Annotated in this window: 19 protein-coding genes and 1 pseudogene; 6 read left to right on the top strand and 14 right to left on the bottom strand. The window is 40.6% G+C overall.

Features of this window, described 5'->3' with window-relative positions:
- The first annotated feature begins 28 nt into the window (after positions 1-28).
- Both GA0116948_RS05255 and GA0116948_RS21575 read left to right on the top strand, forming a co-directional pair.
- Positions 29-937, top strand: a complete 909-nt coding sequence (locus GA0116948_RS05255) for an AraC family transcriptional regulator (protein ID WP_089709637.1) — start codon at positions 29-31, stop codon at positions 935-937.
- 31 nt (positions 938-968) lie between these two features.
- Positions 969-1,094: pseudogene (locus GA0116948_RS21575) on the top strand (AraC family transcriptional regulator); the annotation flags it as partial.
- A 48-nt stretch (positions 1,095-1,142) separates the two neighbouring features.
- On the opposite strand, the gene GA0116948_RS05245 reads toward GA0116948_RS21575, so the two are convergent.
- A complete protein-coding gene (locus GA0116948_RS05245) occupies positions 1,143-2,057 on the bottom strand; it encodes a helix-turn-helix domain-containing protein (protein WP_089709633.1) in 915 nt (304 codons plus the stop codon).
- A gap of 49 nt (positions 2,058-2,106) precedes the next feature.
- Positions 2,107-2,844 (bottom strand): SDR family oxidoreductase, encoded by a 738-nt coding sequence (locus GA0116948_RS05240; protein ID WP_089709631.1) that lies wholly within the window; start codon positions 2,842-2,844, stop codon positions 2,107-2,109.
- 472 nt (positions 2,845-3,316) lie between these two features.
- On the opposite strand from GA0116948_RS05240, the gene GA0116948_RS05235 reads away from it, so the two are divergent.
- Together GA0116948_RS05235 and GA0116948_RS05230 are read left to right on the top strand one after the other, a co-directional pair.
- Positions 3,317-3,862, top strand: a complete 546-nt coding sequence (locus GA0116948_RS05235; RefSeq protein ID WP_089709629.1) for a cupin domain-containing protein — start codon at positions 3,317-3,319, stop codon at positions 3,860-3,862.
- 134 nt (positions 3,863-3,996) lie between these two features.
- Positions 3,997-5,463 (top strand): alpha/beta hydrolase, encoded by a 1,467-nt coding sequence (locus GA0116948_RS05230; protein ID WP_089709627.1) that lies wholly within the window; start codon positions 3,997-3,999, stop codon positions 5,461-5,463.
- A gap of 52 nt (positions 5,464-5,515) precedes the next feature.
- Here GA0116948_RS05230 and GA0116948_RS05225 read toward each other — a convergent pair whose 3' ends face one another.
- From GA0116948_RS05225 to GA0116948_RS05195, 7 genes are all read right to left on the bottom strand, one after another.
- A complete protein-coding gene (locus GA0116948_RS05225) occupies positions 5,516-6,010 on the bottom strand; it encodes a GNAT family N-acetyltransferase (protein ID WP_089709626.1) in 495 nt (164 codons plus the stop codon).
- 112 nt (positions 6,011-6,122) lie between these two features.
- Entirely contained in the window at positions 6,123-6,572 is a 450-nt protein-coding gene (locus tag GA0116948_RS05220; RefSeq protein ID WP_089709623.1) for a YybH family protein, read from the bottom strand.
- Positions 6,573-6,590: 18 nt separating this feature from the next.
- On the bottom strand, positions 6,591-7,772 hold the full coding sequence (locus GA0116948_RS05215) for a hypothetical protein (protein ID WP_089709622.1): 1,182 nt from the start codon (positions 7,770-7,772) through the stop codon (positions 6,591-6,593).
- 102 nt (positions 7,773-7,874) lie between these two features.
- The gene (locus GA0116948_RS05210) at positions 7,875-8,849 is read right to left on the bottom strand and encodes a carboxypeptidase-like regulatory domain-containing protein (protein WP_123891701.1); all 975 of its coding nucleotides are present in this window, start codon (positions 8,847-8,849) and stop codon (positions 7,875-7,877) included.
- 295 nt (positions 8,850-9,144) lie between these two features.
- Positions 9,145-9,570: a DUF4345 domain-containing protein gene (locus tag GA0116948_RS05205; RefSeq protein ID WP_089709618.1), complete on the bottom strand. Its 426-nt coding sequence runs from the start codon at positions 9,568-9,570 to the stop codon at positions 9,145-9,147.
- Between the two features lie 191 nt (positions 9,571-9,761).
- Positions 9,762-10,364 carry a YceI family protein gene (locus GA0116948_RS05200; RefSeq protein WP_089709616.1) on the bottom strand — a complete coding sequence of 201 codons (603 nt, stop codon included), beginning with the start codon at positions 10,362-10,364 and terminating at the stop codon, positions 9,762-9,764.
- 23 nt (positions 10,365-10,387) lie between these two features.
- On the bottom strand, positions 10,388-10,843 hold the full coding sequence (locus GA0116948_RS05195) for a cupin domain-containing protein (RefSeq protein WP_089709614.1): 456 nt from the start codon (positions 10,841-10,843) through the stop codon (positions 10,388-10,390).
- A gap of 884 nt (positions 10,844-11,727) precedes the next feature.
- Between GA0116948_RS05195 and GA0116948_RS21760 the strand changes: the two genes are divergently transcribed.
- Complete coding sequence (locus GA0116948_RS21760) at positions 11,728-11,814, top strand: hypothetical protein (RefSeq protein ID WP_108675024.1); 87 nt, start codon at positions 11,728-11,730, stop codon at positions 11,812-11,814.
- 274 nt (positions 11,815-12,088) lie between these two features.
- On the opposite strand, the gene GA0116948_RS05185 is transcribed toward GA0116948_RS21760, so the two are convergent.
- From GA0116948_RS05185 to GA0116948_RS05165, 5 genes are all read right to left on the bottom strand, one after another.
- A complete protein-coding gene (locus GA0116948_RS05185; protein WP_089709609.1) occupies positions 12,089-12,853 on the bottom strand; it encodes a LytR/AlgR family response regulator transcription factor in 765 nt (254 codons plus the stop codon).
- On the bottom strand, positions 12,850-13,935 hold the full coding sequence (locus GA0116948_RS05180; protein ID WP_205686051.1) for a sensor histidine kinase: 1,086 nt from the start codon (positions 13,933-13,935) through the stop codon (positions 12,850-12,852). The genes GA0116948_RS05185 and GA0116948_RS05180 overlap by 4 nt, the downstream gene beginning before the upstream one ends.
- A 100-nt stretch (positions 13,936-14,035) precedes the next feature.
- Complete coding sequence (locus tag GA0116948_RS05175) at positions 14,036-15,517, bottom strand: SusD/RagB family nutrient-binding outer membrane lipoprotein (RefSeq protein WP_165798341.1); 1,482 nt, start codon at positions 15,515-15,517, stop codon at positions 14,036-14,038.
- A gap of 178 nt (positions 15,518-15,695) precedes the next feature.
- Complete coding sequence (locus GA0116948_RS05170; protein ID WP_089709605.1) at positions 15,696-18,971, bottom strand: SusC/RagA family TonB-linked outer membrane protein; 3,276 nt, start codon at positions 18,969-18,971, stop codon at positions 15,696-15,698.
- Between the two features lie 408 nt (positions 18,972-19,379).
- Positions 19,380-20,069, bottom strand: coding sequence for a hypothetical protein (locus GA0116948_RS05165; RefSeq protein WP_089709603.1), 690 nt, complete (start codon positions 20,067-20,069; stop codon positions 19,380-19,382).
- 310 nt (positions 20,070-20,379) lie between these two features.
- Between GA0116948_RS05165 and GA0116948_RS20990 the strand changes: the two genes are divergently transcribed.
- On the top strand, positions 20,380-20,616 hold the full coding sequence (locus GA0116948_RS20990; RefSeq protein WP_123891702.1) for a hypothetical protein: 237 nt from the start codon (positions 20,380-20,382) through the stop codon (positions 20,614-20,616).
- Positions 20,617-20,820: the final 204 nt, after the last annotated feature.

Raw genomic sequence — 20,820 nt, 5'->3', positions numbered from 1 at the left:
TTCTTATTAATCGTCCAATTCTTAATAGATGGATACACTTTCCAGCGTATTGTCGATGTTAAAGCCACAAACATTTGTTGCGGCCGGGTTAAATGCGGGTGGTAAATGGGCTATACAATTTCCAGCACATGGCGGCATTAAGTTTAATGCAGTGATTAAGGGTCAATGCCAGTTGCAAGTTGAAGGTGATGAACAGATCTACTCCCTGCAAGCGGGCGATTGCTTTCTGCTTACCAGTGGGCGCAGGTTTATGCTTGCCAATGACCTTACTATCCCTAAAATTCCTTCCGAAACGATCTATGAAAATGCAGTAAACAATACCGCCCTATGTAATGATGGAGGAGATTTTTTTCTGATCGGAGCAAGGTTTCATTTTGAGGCAGAACACACCCGGTTTTTATTTGGACAATTGCCACCAGTGGTGCATGTACCGGAAGACAGGGACCAGGCAACTGTACTCCGTTGGGGATTGGAAAGGTTTAACATAGAGTTTTTGAATAACATGCCAGGCAGAAATATAATGATGGAATATCTTGCGCCGATGATGCTGATTCAAACGCTGCGCGTATATCTATCCACTTCCCCAAATAAACTACATGGCTGGATGGCAGCCTTATCCATGCCTCAAATTAGGCAAGCATTGGAAGCAATACATACCCAACCAGCACACAAATGGACCGTGGCGGAGCTTGGAACAATCGCGGGTATGTCGCGCTCAGGATTTGCCTTAAAATTTAAAGAGGTGATAGGGCTATCCCCCATGGATTATTTAACCCAATGGAGAATATTAATTGCCAGGGAAGCACTAAAGTCGGGCACCAAAAGCCTGTATGAAATTGCTGTTTCACTGGGTTATGATGCGGAAAGTTCATTTGCCGCGGTATTCAAACGTTTTGTAGGATGTTCGCCCAAATCTTACATGAAAAAATTCCGTTGACATGAAATAAGTAATTGCGACTAGAGGAATGGAATTAATAGAAAAAGCTAAAGAAAGAATATCCACCAGCGACCTGTCTCTGAGCAAGATTGCTTACAAACTAGGGTTTGAACATCTGCAATCTTTTAGCTGGTTAGTTATAGCCAAAACACAGCTCCCTTCTGGAGTTAAGGTCATTATGCCATTGAATAGTAGCAGTGGATCCTTAATTAAATCCAGCCCGGAACTCCAAAGGGCTTTGATTGGTTTTGCTTTTGAATAATTTTGAGAAGCTTTGTAAATGCTCAAACCCTAGTTCATAGGCAATTTCACTTACTGTCAAGTTAGTTACTGATAATTTTTCTTTCGCTTTGTCAATCAATTTTTCATGAATGATCTGCTGTGTACTTTTCCCTGTTATGGTTTTAAGTAAGCGACTTAAATACTTTGGTGAAACGTTTAATTGATCTGCGATATGTTGAACTGTCGGCAAACCTTTTATTGTTAAATCTTTGCTGTTGAAATAATCTGCAAGCAACTTCTCCAGGCATTCTAAAATGTGGTGATTAGATTTTTCTCTGACTATAAATTGGCGGTTGTAAAATCTCTCTGCATTGTTAAGGATAGCTTCAACATAAGAAATAATTATTTTCTTACTGAATTTGTCAATATTACCAGCATACTCTTGTTGAATATTTTGAGCAAGATTGATGATTATTTTTTCTTCTTTGGATGAAAGAAACAATGCTTCATTCACAGCATAATCAAAAAACTCGTATTGCTTAATTGTTTTGGCGAAGGGCGTATTCCAAATAAAATCGGGGTGAATAAGCAAAATCCACCCCGATACTTTTGAAGTTTCTTTTTTATTGATTGCTACCTTACCGTAAACCTGGTTGGGAGCAACGAAAAACATGATGCCTGCATTGTAATTATATTCCTGTTGACCGTATCTGAGTCTAGCATTTAAACCACGCTTCACAGAAATAGAATAAAAATCCAACACCAAATTAAACCCATCCACTTGGTTACTCCCATCCAAAGTTATCAAACTAATGAGTGGATGTTCGGGTTCGGGCAAGCCGTAGAAATCGTGAAACTCACGGATTGTTTTTATTCTATGAGGAAGTTCGTTTGGCATATTGCAGAAATAATTTAATACAATTTACAGGACCGATTTAAGCAGCACCTTAAGTCGTTAAATGACTACCACCATTTACCTGGTAAATAGACCCAGTAATGAAGCCACATCTGGTAACCAGTTCAATCACCTCAGCTACATCAATAGCTTGTCCAATACGGCCCACCGCTAAATTTGCTGCGTGATTAGAGAGAAATGATTTCCTAGTTTCGTCTGGAATAAAATCCCAAAGTGCGGTGTCTATCACGCCAGGACTTACCGCATTAACACGAACCGGCGCCAATTCAAGTGCCAGTGTTGGAATAAGGCATTCAAGCGCACCACTCACAGCACCCGGACCGGCTGCGGTAGAAATGGCAGCCCCTGCGGATCCAGCGGTAACAAAGGTAATTGAACCATTTGGCTTCATATACTGCGCTGCTACCTGAGCCACTTGAAGTTGAGCAATCGTCTTTTCCTCCAGAGAGGTTCTCAGAAGGTTTAGATCAAGCTCTTTAAACAATCCTATTGCCATAACACCAGCTACGCATATTACCACGGTATCTACAGGCCCCGTAGCCTCAAACACCTTCAATACTGCATTTCTGTCTAATGCATCAGCCACTGCAATTTGTACATTACCGTTAATACGCATGGCTGCTGCAGCGAGTCGTTCTGCATTGCGACCAACGATAGTTACCTTCGTTCCACCCTCCATCAACAACTTTGCAGTTGCTTCGCCAATGCCATAACTTCCGCCAAAAACTACACCAACTTTTGGAGATTTTTTTTGTTTGATTTTGTCCATACTGCTTTTTTTAGTACTACAAATGTCTGTACAACAAAAAAAACATATTTAGCCTAATAGCCCTTTGTGTTAGTCAAAAATCTAATTTTAAGTACGGGTGTACAACAAATAACTTGTATTGTAGCAAAGACTGAATGATAAATACTTCCCCTTGAGCCCTATTACATAAGCAATGAAGCTTTGGTCGGCTTGCGTTCCCGCTTAATTTCGCTCATCTACAAAAGCTACCGTATAACCGCCAATGGTTGTATCTGTCGCCTTGTTTTAAAAGAGATGTTTCCCAAAACTACATTTGCATTTCACGTAAAATTTCAGTTGGAAATAAGAAAATACCAGCACCCAAAAAAATGCTATTTAAATGCAGGATGAGCCAAGACCTGAAGCGACAGTACTTTTATATACAACCCCAATCTAAATAAACACAAGACAATTATTTAAAACAGGATAATGAAAATGTAAAAATGCATAGTATATGAATGAAACAATCATCAACCCCGTCATCCGAGACCAGGTAACTTTTATGCAAACTGCCTCAGCTACTAATGGCCGCATTACCACTTTGCAGGTAACCTTAATGCCCGGCGGCGGCACACCGTTGCACTATCATAAAAACTTTTCAGAAACCTTTGTGGTTACCGAAGGCGTGTTAACTATTGGATTCAAGGGTAAAACCATTCTTCTTGCCGCTGGTGATAAATTGACGGTAGAAGCTGGAAAGGCACACCGTTTTTCAAACACGTCTTCCCAGACCGTTGTTTTTACCACGGTAATTGTTCCCGGCTCAGAAGGGTTTGAATATGCACTGCGTATTTTATACGGCCTTGCCGCCGACGGTAAAACCAACCTTAAAGGAATGCCCAATAACCTGCTGGCATTGGCAGTGGTTTCAAAAGTAAGCGATATGCGCCCTGCAGGAGCGGGAGCGCTCATGACCCCATTTTTTGGGCTGCTCAACTTCATTGCCAGCGTTTCAGGATTCCATAAAAAACTGGTGAACAGGTATTGTAAAAAACAATGATAATAAACTATCTGCTTTTATCATGAGAATGAACCACCCAATCAGGCTTAAGCAAGAGCCATAAAAAAATTTAGATATCCTTCTCAACAGCAGAGATAAAAAACGACCTATTATTAGAACAACATCATTTTAAGATGAGAAAATTATTTTCTTTAGCAGTATTAATAGGAGCATTTTCTATTAATGCAAGTGCCCAGCTTACCATTCATATACAACTGTCCCCCCATTTAAAAGGACCCTATACTGGCAAACTTTTAGTGTACACATTGAGTGATACTGCACAACATTTCGGTAATGACGCTTCTGAAAATGAAGCGGCCTTTTCGATAACGGTTAATAATTGGACTCCCGAAAGAACCATTACTTTATCCGAATCAGCCAACTTTTTAAACAAAAGAATGGATGAACTAGCAGACGGTTATTATAGGATGATCGCCATTTTAGATACCAACAATTCTGAAAGAAGAAAATTGGCGGTTGGTAATTTATATACCCGAAAAGAAGAAGTGGCAAAAGTGGTAAAGGGTAAGCCGACAACTGTCAACCTGGTATTGAATTTTGCTATGGAAGAACAGCCATTTAAAGAAAATGATTCTACTAAAATGGTTAAATTTCTATCCCCATCACTGACCTCTTCAAAAAACAAAAATACATATATAATAGCCGGGCTATTTTTACCGCCATCTTATCACAAAGATAAGAAGCGCACTTATCCTGTCATTTTTATTAATCCCGGTTGGGGTGGAACGCATTACCATGCCATGTACGATAAAGTACGTGAATTGTATGGCGTTGGTTTAGGCCTAGAAAAAATCTACGTGTTTTTAAATCCAGAGGCGCAAACGCCCTATGGTTTACATGCTTTTGTGGATTCCAGAATAAATGGCTCCTGGGGAACAGCGCTGGTCAATGAATTTATTCCTTATTTAATAGCCAATTACAGGGTAGCAAGTAATCCTAAACTTCACTTTTTAACTGGCCAGAGCAGTGGCGGCTATGGATCGCTTTGGCTGGCATTACATTTTCCTGATAAATTTGGTGGCACATGGGTTACTTCTCCGGATCCTTTAGATTTCAGCAATTTTACAGGAGTAAACTTGTATAAGGATAAAAACTTCTTCTTCGATAATGAACGTAAAGAAAGAGGATTTATGAAAGTGAATGGTCAATATAGGACAACCATAAGAAAAGTTGTTCAGTTGGAAAGATTTGAAGGTGAAGGTGGGCAACAACAATCTTTCGAAGCTGAATTTGGAATACCCAATGCAGCAGGAAGACCAATTCCATTAATGGATAATCAAACTGGCGTGATAGCACCATCTGTTGTAAATGCGTGGAAAGCGTATGATATGGCTTTATATACCGTTGCCCATATCAAAGAACTTAAAAAATTAGCCGGCCCTGTTTACATTTATGTTGGTGAAAACGACAACTTTTCTTTAAACGAATCGGCTAATGCTTATAAAGCCAAAACAGCAAAAACAGGATTAAATATAAAAGTGATAACAGTACCCGAAGCCGACCATTTCTCGGTAAGGAATGCAGCTATGTCCAAAGAAATGCAAAAAGAAATAGACGCCATTATAAAAAGCGTTCAGTAATTGCCTTTAAAAGCAATCGCATTCCAGCTAACAAGTTTATTGACTCTATAAACTAAAGTTTATCTTTCTGCAAGTCATTCAATTGCCTTACCAATACCAACAAGTGCTTTGCCTGAATGCCATTTTCGTAAATAGGTTCAGCATAATTGTCCGTAAAGAAATATTTTTTTATATCGGTTATTTCAAAGCCAAGTTTCTGGTACAAATAAAGTTGACCAAGACTTGAATTGGCTGTTCCAATGCAAATGCTTTTTTGCTTGTTAAGTAATGCCACCTGCACAACATTCTCTATCAAATAATGCCCGACCCCTTTGCCATGAAAATTTGGCTTTACTGCCATGTTTTTTATTTCCACTACTTCTGCTGCCAAAGGAAATAAAACCACTACCCCAATCGTTTCATCATTTTGTCTTGCAATATATAAATCGGATTGTTTCAAATATTGATCAACCAGCCGTTTCGAAGGATCGGCAAGTAACAGAAGGTCGTAAGGTATTGGGTCATTGTTGTCAAGCTTGAGAAACGTTAACACATCTTTAAGAATCATCTTACTGTGTATATAGTATATAGTTCCTAACCGCCTAATGTGCTAATAGCCTGTCGTTCGGAAAGGATTTGAAAATATAAACACATCCCTATTGTCTCCGGTTCAAAAATACTCAATCCATTACCAGCTTCCACACCCCGTTTATTTTTTTCCATACCGAATTGTAAAGACCTTTGGTTATTTTATCTCTTCCCAGGCTGTCTTTTACGATCATCTTGTACCAGCCGTAGGTATAACCCATATCTCCACTTGTTGCCACATCCGTTTTTTCGACTTTCCAGGTGAGGCTAAAAGGAGGTTTAGTGCCGTTCGGATATTTGCGTATGTTTTCTTTGATAAAGTCCATCCCGCGTATTACAGTATCTCCGGTATCGAACAGTGCAATGTCATTGGCCGCCACATCCAGCATGGCGTTATAAAATCCTTTTTGTGCGGAGGCATCAGAAAATGCTTGCTCGGCCGCCTGCAATTCTTTTTTTAAACTTTCAGTGCCTCCTTTTTTTAAAGTCAGATGACAAGATATTGTCAACAGGCACAGGCAGATGATGAATATGTGCTTCATTGTCTTGTCAGTTATAATTCAATAAGTCCTTTTTACCCGGAAAGACCCAACAATATGCCGGTTCGTAACCTCGCAATTTTTGATTTTGTATAGTGTTCCTTCAAATGTTCCCTGCACTATTCCGCCGCCGCTTTCGCCAAAAGTTTCAAAAACAACGGCACCTTCCCCAACCACTTTTTTAAAAGTAACGCACTCCGTATAATCACTATTATAGGTTACATAACCATCAGTGCCACTAAAGGTGGATGTTTTAGGATCGTCCAGCTCACCAAAGCTATATTTACCCAGCTTCGTACCGTTAGTATGAAAACTCATTTCATTGTCCACAGCTGTAGCCGTCATAATAGCATGGCCATCAAATACGCCTAAAGCGAAAAACATACCCGTGTACTTTTTACCGCCTATTGTCCAGATCACATATTCTTCAGGCAAAATGGTTATTTTTTTTCTTACAATAGAAAGACCGCCATTGCCGGGACGGCGGGGATCTGACTGACTGAGTACGTTTTTAACGGTTACTTCAATCATTACCTCCGTTTTACTATCCGTAGCGGGTGCGGTATATTTTACTTTTGCGCTTTTATCACCGGAAATCGTGCCACCACCAGATACTACTTTCCACGCTACGATTTTATCAGACGTAAGGGGAATGGCTGTCAAAACCAAATCTTCAGACTGCTCGTTTTCCTTATAAGAATCCATTGCAAAAACACTTAGCTCCACTTCTTCTTTAGAGCCTATCTCCTCTTTTTGGGCATGAATATCAATTTCCCTGAAACAGCTCCAGTCACTAAAATGTGTGGTAGCGACTTTTAAGGTCTTGTTCCCTTTATCTAAAGTGCAGTCCATAACTTTATGCCATACCCCGTTGCTGCTTTGGTAACAAGGATAGAGATAATCTTCTCCACCGCCGTCAATATCTGCATCCGTATATCGAAAAGTTATTTCCACTGGTTTTTTTAGGATGATGCCTTCGGGTAATATCCTGAAAAGGCGACCAGTGCTTACTGCCTCATTAGGCGTTACTTCCTGTATGGAAAATTCTGTATTCGCATCCACCGCGCCGGCCGGTATCTGTACGGAAATGTACTGATCGGGCATCGCTATAACCCCTCCCGCGGCACCTATCGTAGCTTTCGTGGCTGTGCCCATTAGCTGGCCGGGTGCAGTCTTTATGGGATCTGCAGGTTTGCCGTGCATATTCGTATCACTTTTATTACAGGAAATCCCTAAAGCAAAAAGTGCTGCAAAAAGAAAAAGTCTTCTGATAGAGCAACTATTCATCTTGTCTTTTTTAAATATTTATAATTTTAAGCCAATCTCCAATGCGTCCCAGTTACTTTTAAAAGAGGGCACCATCACCGGCGTATATTGATGATTGGGTGTGAAGGTTACCGTAGAGGTTCCCACCGCATTATCCGGTTTAAGCCCCAAAAACTCGTATACATTCGCTTTGGTGCCTATTGCGTTCATCTTTAACTTGCGCCCGTCGCTCATTTTGGCGTTAATGGTATATTTTCCTACCGGGATATTATGAATATTGAATGCGTTCATATTGCCGATTTTTTTTGTAATCTTAAATGATTTGGTTTCGCCGTAAAGCCCGGTGCCCAGGGGTATCAGTTCTATCTCAATAACCCCATTTTCAGGCAGGTATTCCGGAATTGGGGTGTCACCTTCATAATTGATATGGAAATTGAACAATAGCGCACCGCCATAGTAATTGCTTTCATTATTCGGCTGCTGCGCTACCGCCTCCGGATTGGCTGGGCCATAGGACAGCAACACAAAGTTTTTGACAACGCCGCTACCGGAGGGGAAAGACGTAGTGCCTCCAACCGGGTACAGTGCCATCACCGCCGGCGTTTCATTATAGGTTACCGTAACGGCTGTGCCAAAGAAATAAGCAGCGCCTGTTGGTATCGTAAACTCATAATACCCATTGTCATTAGTAATCCCACTGCCACTAGAATACCAACCACCATCCATAGTTGAGGACAAACCGATATGCGCACCCTTTAAAGGCTTTCCGCTTAAATCGGCCACATACCCCCTGGCTATACCACCTTTGACCGATAAGGAAGGGAAAAGCGGCATTCTTGGTATGGTGTTCCCCATTACATTGACGTAATTTTCACTGCCCGACATCGAAAAAGTTGCCTGCCCCTGCACAACAGGTAGCGCTGGTTGTTCGCCCCAGCCTTGCGCCTGGCCTTCCTCAGCATTTTTGGAACACCCGATAAATAATAAAGCAGCTATTAATAAACTTTTATTCACGATTAAATATTTTATTTTTTGTGCATTAAATAAAGATGAGGGACGGATTGTCATACAGCATTTTCACCATCTCAAACCCAATGCCTGTTCAGTCTTGCGCCCAATGAACCGTACATCTTTTCGGGGTCAAATAATACTTCCTGAAACTTTAACTAATTTCATTTTGTATTGTTTATTTCTTTCTTTGGCCTCATGGAAATTCCTATATACTTCCCCGTGTTTGTGAAAAAATCATTTTGACATGGGCGTTTGGTTTACTTAATATTTTCTATTGTTTTTACACAAAAGGTCAAGCTTAAGCGTTAGCAAAACGAGCCATTTTTATTTTCAAAACATATCGACGTAACAGGTATAATGTTAAACTCAACAGGCCAAAGCTTAGTTCTATTTTCAGCCAGGTATTTCCAAATGCTTCCAAAGGACCATCAACAATTGTGGTGAGTATCCTGGAAACAGCATACATCAGCCAAAAAGCCGTAAAGAAAAGCAAGCCGTGTTGCAGATTCCGGATGGATATAATTAAGGCTAAACCGACCAAAAAGAAGCCTACGCCGCCATATACGCCCCTAATAGAACTCTTGGCGTCATTATTATTTAATTCTACTTCGACAAATGCCATTACAGTTTCAGGATTTGCCCAGGCCAAAATGGAGATATAAAGCAGGCTTGATAAAAATAGGCCTATACAGATATAACTGATAATGGTAACTGATTTTTTCATTTGCTTATTTTTTATTACTTGTTTTGGTCACATGGAATAGCCTCAATAAATATCCTTTGGGGTATGATCCCGTTAATTATCGGGATTCATGGCTGTTTCATTTTAAATTTTTTGCTTTAATACTGTTATAGCCAGTCTTCACCTTTCATTACACTTCACCAAATGCTGACTATACGTATTGCCTGTTATTTTCATGATTTGAAATTGAGCTTTAGGGTTATGTCCACATCAGGCAGGATATAAAGCTCAGCTTCAGGATCGTTAAAACTGTTCATGCCCCATTGCAGCCGGTTCAGCTTAAAGCTGCCTTCCGCTGAAATTTTATTATTTTCTGTTTTAATTACCGCTGGTATCTGGATGCTGTGGGTTTGTCCTATCATGGTAAAATCACCACTAATAATGGTATTAGCAGATGAAGCGGTGTTGCTGTAGGGTTCTACTTTTGTAATATGAAATGTAGCGTTCGGATGCACGGCTACGTTAAAAAAGTCGGGGCTTTTTAAGTGATTCAGTAATTGTTCCCTTATTGCGGCATCCGTAAGGTCAAAATTGCTGATGCTGGCAATAGGGATGGTGAAGTCGCCACCTGTTATTTTTCCACTTCCGTTTGTTTGCAGATTTCCTGAAACTTTAAAAGCACCGATATGGAAATGGTCGGGGGCGCTTCCCTTCCATTCCAGCGCAGAAGTTTCTTCATCTGCTTTAAACTCTGTAGGTACAGTAACCTCTTCCTTGTTCGAACAAGCCGTAAATAGGGATATTGCCATCAGGGCCACATATAATTTTGTTGTCATTTTGGCTTTTATTTATTAAGGGTTTATAAAAAATTAACTTTATACACATTGGAAATCTTATCCAGCATGGTTTTCATCTTTTCAGGAGACAGCGCAACTGGCCCCACCGTTTCTGGTTTTTGGCTAATTGGCTCGCTGCATTCCATAAAATAATTCCAGAGCGTTCCGGGGGTAATGAGATTCATAATCGTTGCTTTTTCGGTTAATATTTTAAACGAGTGCGGGATATTGCGGGGTGCATACAAAGCCTCTCCGGCTTTCAACGCTGTTACTTTATCCGCTACGGTTACGCTTATTTCACCCTCCAGCACATAAAAAGCTTCATCTTCAAGTGTATGAATATGCGCTGGCGGTTCGGCACCTTTGGGCAGCGTAAGCTCAAGCAGGGCAAGCGTATTGCCGGTTTGATCCGGCGCAATTAATGTTTGAAAATATCCACCCTGGTAACTTCTGTACAACGGTGTTGTAAGTGATTCCATTTTTGTTGATTGATTTATTGTTGTTTCTTGTAAAGAAGATTGGGCGGCAGTCTTAAGGCAATTGCAATCAGCAACACTGTGCAGGCGATCATAGAAAGCGTTTTCATACTTGTCATTTTATTTTTTAAATAGATGAATGAACTATTTTTTATTGATAAAATGCAAGATTGACACTAATTGAACACCTATACAAATAGCGGCGATGTATGAACACTTTTGTCGTTGAAAAGCAGATTTTATGGACGAACGAGGCTTGTAAAAAAGTATATTATAAAAGAAAGTAGGTGGCACAATTACAAGGCCGTTGTACTAGCTGTGATCGTAGGACCAGGTCATTCAACTTTGTTTTAAAACTGTGCAGGCACATTTCATTCATATATTAATCGGTGGTGTATCACTTGAATCTCAATCCTGTCGGTATCATTTACAGAAGCCTGTAGCTATGTTTAGCATTGTACCTTTATCAACTTTAATAACAAAATGAAACAGGTGAAACAATGTTTTATAACCTCCGCATTCTTTTTTATATTATTTGTTACAGGCTTTTCAGCAAAATCACAAACACCGTTCATTTACCGTTGGAATCTTACAGCACCCTCTATCACCTATCCGGGTATTGGCGAACATTACACCATTATATGGGAACAGGTGGACAACCCTTAGGTAGTGGGAATTATTGCAGACGCCGCCAACAGGCAGGCTATCCAAATACCTGCTGATGGAGAGTATTTTCTTAAGGCGTATAAAGGCAATGAAGTATTATAGGTTTTTTAGTTTGCCAGTGATAATTACATCCGCTTATTGGCTATTGAACAATGGGGTACTGTACAATGGACATAGCTGAACGGCGTATTCAGCAGCACTATTAGTATGTAGGTGACAATATGTTTTTAAATGCGGGAAAATTTAATCAGCGGCTCAATAATTGGAACACTGAAAAATTTCAAACAATGATCAGTGCTTTTAGTTAAGACGCTGCATTTAACCAATCCATAGGAATCGAGACGCTCCAAAGCCTAAACGATAAAAGGATTTCAGGCGTTTTCAATGGTACCGCTGCGACCTGCAAAATTATGCTGCTACCCTTTCCGGATGGGCAGGTAATCCGTCAACCCCGGATGGAATAATTCTAAAAGTGAGGACGGGAACAGCAGCAAAGTTCAATCTAACAGTTTTGAATGGCCGGTGCTACCCATTATAGCTGCATTCAGTATTACTTGCTTTACTAAATGTTATTGCCACAGGTTAAATAATTGCCCCCTCCTGCGGGCAGCTAAAGCCATCCCGTGGATCAAACTTATCGGCACAGATTTGCTTATAATTACGCCCGATGGGAATTTTGGTTTCGGCAATAAGTACATGATTGGGGTTATAACCTTCCACTTTATTCAAAGGAATAATAAATGACCGGTGGATACGCAAAAATTCACCCATAGGCAGCAACTTTTCCATTACACTGATTTTTTGCTTTGTATAAAATACTTTTCCCTTAGTAGTCACCTTTATGTAATCCTTTAAACTTTCAATCCACAAGATATCGTCTGTATTCACTTTTACAAGACGACGATCTACACGCAGGTATATAAAATGATGAGCGGTTTGAGTTACCTGAGGATTAGAACTTTCTCCAACTTCCTGCTTTTTATCATCGCCATCTAAAAAATGCATTACTTTATCTATAGCCTGTAGAAACCGCTTAAGGGGAATGGGTTTGAGCAGGTAGTCTATCGCATTGAGATCAAACCCTTCTATAGCATACTCCTGGTAGGCGGTTGTAAAAATAATCATTGGAGGCCTTTTAAGACTGCGAACCAGATCTGTACCTAAAAGACGGGGCATTTTTATATCCAGGAATACAAGGTCTATGTTATTATGCTGAATAGTTTGAAAAGCTTCAATAGCATTCCCACAAGTGCCTACAATTTCTATTTCAGGAATTTGCGTGGCATACTTTCTTATAATCTCCATGGCGTGAGGCTCATCATCCACTATTAGTGTGCGTATCTTCATGCTTTCTTTTTATTGGTTGAAGATAATTGAACACTCAGCTCTGCAATGAAACAGTCGCTTTCATCAAAATACCGCAATGCGTGTTTACCAGGATATAACAAATCTAACCGTTTCCGTAAATTAAGCAGCCCTATTTTCCCTTTCACCTTCTGGCCGGAAGCGCATACAACCGGCTGTTCGGGTTTACTATTAGAAATCTTGAAAGTTAAAGTATCGCCTGTAATATATAATTCCATATTAATCCATGGCGTATCAGTGGTTTCCGCAGCGCCATGTTTAAAGGCATTTTCAACAAGCGGAAGCATTAGCAGCGGCGCCACTTCCACATTGGTTGGATACTCACTGATATTTACATTCAGCTCCAGCCGGTCTTCATACCGAAGCTTTTCCAGTTCTATATAATCGTTCAGCACTTCAATGTCCCGTTTTAGCAATACCCGTTCAGCAGTACATTCGTAAAGCACATATCGAAGTATATTGGAAAGGCCCAAAATAATTTCCGGCGTCTGGGGGGCATTGTCCAAAGAAAGTGCGTAAAGGTTATTTAACGAGTTAAAAAGAAAATGTGGATGTAGTTGACCTTTTAAAAAGTTCAGCTCTGCCTGAAGCACCGCTTGTTTTCGTTCATTCCACAAGATGAATAATTTGAGCGTTACACAAATCCACACCACCGTGTTGGTACGCTCGAGGGCATTGGCAAAATCAAGCGGACGCAATAGCTGCTTGAACCAGGGCAGGCTCATTTCAGGCCAATTCACCTGTATATTTCGGTTGGTGTAATAATGAAAAATATATGGGTTGGATATAAAAATTTCATCCAGCCGGTACAGCACTGCAATTACTGGTATTAGCAGCAGTAATAGAAAAAATGTTTTAACATATTTGTCACGAAAGAAAAACCGTGGCAACACCCAATTAGTAATCGAATAAAAATACAACATATGCACGGGTAGCAGCATCAGGATCACTTTTGCGCCCAGCTCATAACTATCGTATGCTGTTCCATAAATAGCTGACAATAGCCCAAAGGAAAGCAGCCAGTAAAACCATTGTTTTAATATGGTATATTTAATTCTCAACAAGAGGCCTTTTATGTATATGCAAAGTTAGGTTTGTTTTGAAATATTTTTTTGTTAGAAGATATATAACGATTTTCGTCGACGAACGACACGTTTTTTTTAATTATTTCATCCAAAATAATTTAGCTCCCACCACATCTTTTCCTCCAGGAATTTTATTTACAGCATCTTGCCAATTGATGGCATTGGAACCCGATTCATTAGCCGGATAGGTGAAACGCAGGGGAAGCTGACCTTTTGCGCCAATAGGTGGATTTACTACATCAAGATTCGGGTGTCCCAATCTTCTGATATCCGACCATGAATCCCAGTTCATATTGTAGTTGGCTATCCATTTTTGATAACCCAATTTTTGTTGCCAGTTTCCGGTAGCCGTTGCATAAGCGACAGCCGGTTGCAAAAGGTATTCGTTCGCATCTGCCTCTGTTCCACCCCAGTAGCGGATCGATGCTACAATAGCATTATTGTAATGTGATGCAGCGGTACCACCCACAGGAATACCTCTTTCAACAGCTTCAGCTAACAAAAACTCTGTTTGCACATAGCTAAGCAGCACACCCGGATAATCCGGCGTCTGCATGGCAGGAGAAAAGTCAGAAAAAATACCATACCCGTTCCCTGCTCCGGGAACACCACCGCTATACTCGCCATGGGAATCTTTAGTAAAATATAGTGCAAGTCTTGGATCATTCCAATCGGACATGATATTTACCAGTAAATTACTGGGTACAAAATCATGTCGCCCGCTATTTACCAGGCCCTGCCAAAGCGGATTAGCATTTGTAACCGAACTAGGATCATAATGCATGACTGCATCATCATCATTTGAACTAAAAATACCTGTATTAACCGCTTCAAGCGCTTTTGCAGACGCAGTTGCAAAGTCGGCATCTGCCAGCAGCAATGCCATTTTTAATTTTAAGGTAGCAGCAAACTTTTTCCATGCAGCCGTATTACCATTATAAACCTGATCGGCCGCTCCCAAGGAATTAGCTGTTTCATTCAGCCCTGATATACAGGTATCTAATCGCAAAAGTAAATCCGTCCAAATCGTTTTCGCATCATCATATTTAGGGTAGGGAATGGTGTTATTCTCTGCCTGCGAGTAAGGAATATCGCCATAAGTGCCCACCAGCAAATGGTAGGTAAACACTTCCAAAATATCAGCGATGATCCTATTATTTCTCATTACTGCAGGATCTGAGATATCCAGCGCAAATTTCTTTTTGGCAGCTTCCAGGTTGGATAAGACGCCCGGATTGACAGTTGTTCCGCCATTAGGAGTAGAAGTGCCATACAAACGCTGCCACCATCCTGCATTTGCATTATAGTCCGAAAAATTGTATTGTGCCTCCTGAATATAAGTATTTTCCGTCCACTCCTGTGCTAACACACGGAATGGCGCCACGCTGACAGAGGACGAATTATAGGCATCTACAAGCGCTTTTTGTCCTGTTGTAAATAATGTATATGCCGGAACATCAGATGCATTTTTGCCATCGATATTCCAGTCTGTGATGCCTTTAGTACAGGATGTTGTTAAGACAACAAAAATAAAAGTACTTATATTCAATATTGTTTTCATTCGCATTTTTTTTATTTTTTATTTTGATCGAATGGAACGCCATACCATATATTCTCTATGTGTAAAAAATTTTAAATGGGCGTTTCATTTGTAGTTTTTTTATTTCTGCCCGGTTGGCGGGTTTTAATTCTACCATTCAGGTTATATATTATTGTTTATCTAGTTCCATTTCTGCTCATCAAAATTTAACCTTCACTAATACGCCTACTGTTCTAATGGTCGGATAGGCCCCGTTTTGAAATCCCATGGATGCATTGCCCGATGCCTGCCCCTGCTCAGGGTCAGCATAAGGAATATTTTTATGGATAATCCAAAGGTTTCTGCCGGTCAGCGACAAATCAATTCCTTTTATAAAATCAAAATGTTGTGTAAATACTTTAGGCGCAAAAGAATATACGATAGCCAATTCGCGTAGCTTTATATAGCTGGCATCATATACAAATTCACGGCGGGCTTCTCTGTTGGAAGATCCATACGAAAAAGCGCCATTGTTTGCATCAGACTCGTCAATCCGTTTTGTATTGGGTTTGCCATCTTCTGTAACGCCAGGTAAAATGATACCGCCACTTTTATCGTCATCCGTCAATGGATCACGCACGGGATTGCCTAAATCGTTTAGTCCGGCGGTGCGGGGGTAAATACCGGAACTTGAACCATAATCCATATCTAACGAATAAACACTGCCACCCTTGCGTGCATCTACCAGGAAGCTTAATGAAACATTTTTATACTGCAACGTATTATTGATTCCACCAATCCAATCCGGGTTAGGCGTACCTAAATCGGAATAAATATTATCTGAAATTTTGTAATGACCTGTTTCATCTACTACCCTTTGCCCATTTAGATATACATAGTCTGTGCCTTGTATCTGGTAAGGCTTGCCTATCACAGCGGTTAGTCGCACGGCGTTTTGGTAAACAGCTACCGTATAGGATGGCTGAGCGTTATACAGGGAAAGAACTAATTGCCTGTTTGCACTCCAATTTACATTTACATTCCACTTAAAGTTTGTTGTTCTTACAGGCGTTCCATTGAAACTAATCTCAAAACCGCTATTTTGAATAGCGCCTCCATTCACAAAGAAAGAGGCGTATCCTGTTGACATAGATACGCTAACCGGCATAATTTGATCTACTTGTTTTGTTTTGTAATAAGTAGCGCTAAATCCTAACCTGTCATTCAGGAACGCCGCCTCTAACCCAGTTTCCCAACCTTTCTGACGCTCGGGCATTAAATTGGGATTATTGTTGGTATACGATGTTGAAAACAATGTTTGTGAATTGAACGGCACGCGGGATATATAGGTATTATGTACACTATACAAAGGAGCATCTCCGCCTACAGCAGCATAGTTACCCCAGGCTTTTGCACTGGTTAACCAGGGGAGCTGAGGCAGTAATTTTGAGAATTGGAAATTCAAAGACAAGGAAGGATAATTATAACTGTTATTTTTAGCAGGCAATGAAGAGGATTGGTCGCGCCTTAATGTACCATCCAGTGTAAGCAACTCTTTATAGCCTACTGTTACTCCTCCATAAATACCATCTACTTCTTTTCTGCCCACATATTCAACAGGTGCGGCCGGCGTTTTGAGCGAATTTGAAATAGCAAAAAATCCGGGTACTACTAGACCGCCACTTGTAATGGCGCTCATATTTTCACTTTTGGTTTGTCTTATATTGCCGCCCAGCACGGCTTTTAAATTGATATTATCTCCTAGTTTTTTATCGAAATTCAATATCAGGTCGTAATTGGTTTCATCATATTTTTCGTCATACCGGTAATAGAATGGAGTCGTCTGGCTGCCCACATCGTTTCTTGTTTCTAGTTGCTGGCTGTAAAAATCTTTTGAAACCCTGGCGGTAGCCGTCACAAATGAATTTATTGCATAGTTGATTTGTATATTTCCAAAAAACCTGCTACGGCTGTCGTTTTGAGGATTCTGGTATGCAAACCAATATAAATTATCATGATACGCAGGCTGGCCAATGCTTCCGGATTTATTGTTCATATAATCAAATGTCTGCCAGTTCCAGGTTGCATTGGTTTTTGTAGAAAAATAATCCTCTTTTTGCTGCCTTATATCTATGTTCGTTGGCCACCACTGCCTGAAATCCGTCATGGGACTGGTACCACCACTATAAGGAAAGAGGTATCGGTTGGTAGCGCCAATATATGCATAATTTATGCTGGCAGCTATCGTTAACTTATCCATCAATTTGTGCGACGCTGAAAAGCTGGCAAGATTTTTCTTTAAATGACTGTTCGGCATAAAATCCTTGTTATCATCATGTGTATAGCCTAATTTAAACATGCCCTTTTCGCCACTACTGTTCACTTGCACACTGGTGGTAGTAGTAACAGGTGTTTCAAAATAATCCTGAGGCCTGTTGTGTGCAGCAGGCATCCACGGAGTGGCCTTTCCATAATTAGGATTTCCGGGTGTAAAAGCATCCCAGTTATATACTAGTAAATTGGGGTTGTAAGCCGGGCCTAGAGCGGCATCATTATTTGTCTGTACCACCATCAGGCGTTGCCCGTTGCTAAATAGAGCGGGTACATAATAAAAGAACCCATCATTATCAGGATAATCATCGTCATATCCCGCACTACCATAACCCTGCCCATATTCCGTCTGGTATACCGGAAGCGTACTATTATCCGGTTTTCCCATTGTAATTCCAAAATTGGCGCTCACTTGGTTACCTTTCTTTTTAGTCCCCTTTTTGGTAGTAATCATGATCACGCCATTGATGGCTCTTGAACCATATAATGCAGATGCCGCCGCACCTTTCAGGACGCTTACCGATTCGATATCATCAGGATTCAGATCCGACGCTGTGTTACCCAAATCATAGCTTCTGAGGCTTTTGTCCGTATTATCATAAGGTACCCCATCCACTACAAACATCGCCTGATTGCTTTGAGTTAATGATTTTATTCCCCGAAGTATCACATTGGTAGCCCCACCCATTGTATTGGCCTGCGTAATCTGCAAACCAGCAATTTTTCCTGATAAATTACTTACCGGGTTTAATGTTACCGTTTTGTTTAAATCATCTCCTGTGATCTGTTGAGCTGCATAAGGAAGCGTATTTCGGTTCCTTCTTATGCCCAAGGCAGTTACCACTACTTCATTTAAAACCGCATTTTCTGGCGATAATACTACTGTATAAAAAGAATCAGCAGTTACTGGTAGTTCCTGTGCATTAAAACCTACGGCAGAAAACACCAGGATATCGGCACCGCCCGCTTTTATTGAAAATCTTCCTGATGCATCGGTGACAATACCTACTGCTTTTCCTTTCACCTGTACAGATACCATTTCAAGCGCACGCCCATTGGGATCTAGCACGCTGCCATTCACCATCTTTTCCTGACCAAAAACCGAGATGACTAACAGCTGGGCCAAAATAATGAAGGTGCTGTATAATTTTTTTTTTCGTTTCATACGTTTTTTCTTTTAAGCATTAATTAAGATGCTGCTGTACTTTTATAAACGGAGGCCTTCATTACCGGAATCCAACAGCAGTTTCCCTATTTATTTTACGACTTACCGAAGTGAACCCGTCACATGAAGACAAGGCAGCTGATGACACATCCAATAGCAAAAAGATTTGAGCCAATACACTAAAATTTTATTGCTGAAACCAAAAATATTCCTCGGAAACCGGTTAAAATATTACCGTAGACAGAAGGCTATTATCGTCGTCGAATAGTGGAAACAGTCGATGAACCATCCGTCCTTGTTTTTCAAAACTGCATTGCCCTTTCGCTTGCCCTAACTTGCGGATTTCTCTTATTAAAAAAGATGACCTGTCTTTTTTGTAAGACAGGTCATCCTCATTTTATCAAAGCCCTATAGATTGGGCAACTGATCCAATAATGATTTATCAAAGTCATTCATTTTACCATTTCTAGCCACGTTAAATACCAAACGCTGTATTTTCGCCTCGATATCAGCATCTATATTAATATCTCCGGTTGCTGCCAGGTTCTTCGTTGCCAGCTTTTTTATAAGATCAAGCATAGGACCATTTTGTGTTACCGGTCCCATACGATAAACATTTCCCACCCCGGGAATAAACCTGCCGGGATTAATACATTGCGCCCTTATGGGAACATACAAATATTGTTGAGCCGGTATCTCCTTGCTGATTTTTTGGACCAGGATACCATTTTGTATTTTTGTTTCTTTAGAAATAAAAATCAAACCGGGAGGAAGTTGTAAAGTAATAGGATGCTGCAAGGTATTTCTGAATAACAAACAGAGCGGAACATAACCCTCCGCCGGTGCCCCTACCCTTGGTTCACCATTACAATCGGTTTCGTCAAGAATATAATATGGTTCTATTCCTTCGAAATTGAGCCCATCTGGTAATACCAGCGCAGTTCCTTCGGGCTCTTCATCGGACTCCGCGAATCCTTTGGCGGGAACATAATCGGTCGTACTGTCATCATCACTCTTATCGTCATCTTTGGCACAACCTGAAATAATGGATAGACATAAAATAAATATAGTCAGTAGTCCTAACGTTTTTTGCTTCATTTTACATTACTTTTTGAAAAGAAGCAAAGCTATTTTATCAATGGCTTATTTTAAATCTACCTAGCTATATTGCAGCTTTCATCGACAAACAGCTTAAAAAGAACTTATATAAACCTTAACCGGAGTGTATCCCTCCAATGTAGTACACTCACAGGATGTATGCGTAATGTTTAATTTTGCTGATAGGGGGGGAATCAACGATAATAAGTGGTGCATTTAGGGCCGCCAGTGGGAAATTGCTGATAAATTAGGGGTAACTATTCGCGCGGTCTCTGGATGGGAGACAGGAACAAGTGTTCCGCATAATACGATGAAGCGAAAAATAGAGTCTCTATTTGAATCAAATAGTGGGAATAAATCATTAGATGGATCTCCGGTTAGCACCGGTCTTTTAAAGGCAGTACTAAACCGTGACAACTGGCCCGGCGTTCCTATGTATGATGTACCGGTAACAGCTAGCGCCCTGGTTGTGGTACGGGATGAACCTGCCGCCGAACCAGCCTACTTTTTGATCCTGGATATTTCGTTGAGCAGGAGCCGGCAGTGACCATTTTTTACACTGTTGATCGGTAGGTGATCCATACCTACGTTGCGGGCTGCCGCAATAACCAGCTTGTAAAATCCTTTGTAGGCATCCAGGGTGCGTGGGCTTATATTGTATCGACCCCTTATAAACTGGACGGTTTTCTAAAGGTAGCTTAGTAGTTTTTCATTTTCAAAAGGGACCGGATTAAAATTTTTGAACACGTAA

The organism is Chitinophaga costaii, from assembly GCF_900094705.1.
GTDB lineage: Bacteria > Bacteroidota > Bacteroidia > Chitinophagales > Chitinophagaceae > Chitinophaga > Chitinophaga costaii.
Note: the sequence above shows the minus strand (reverse complement) of the source record. Positions and strands in the feature narration are given on the sequence as shown.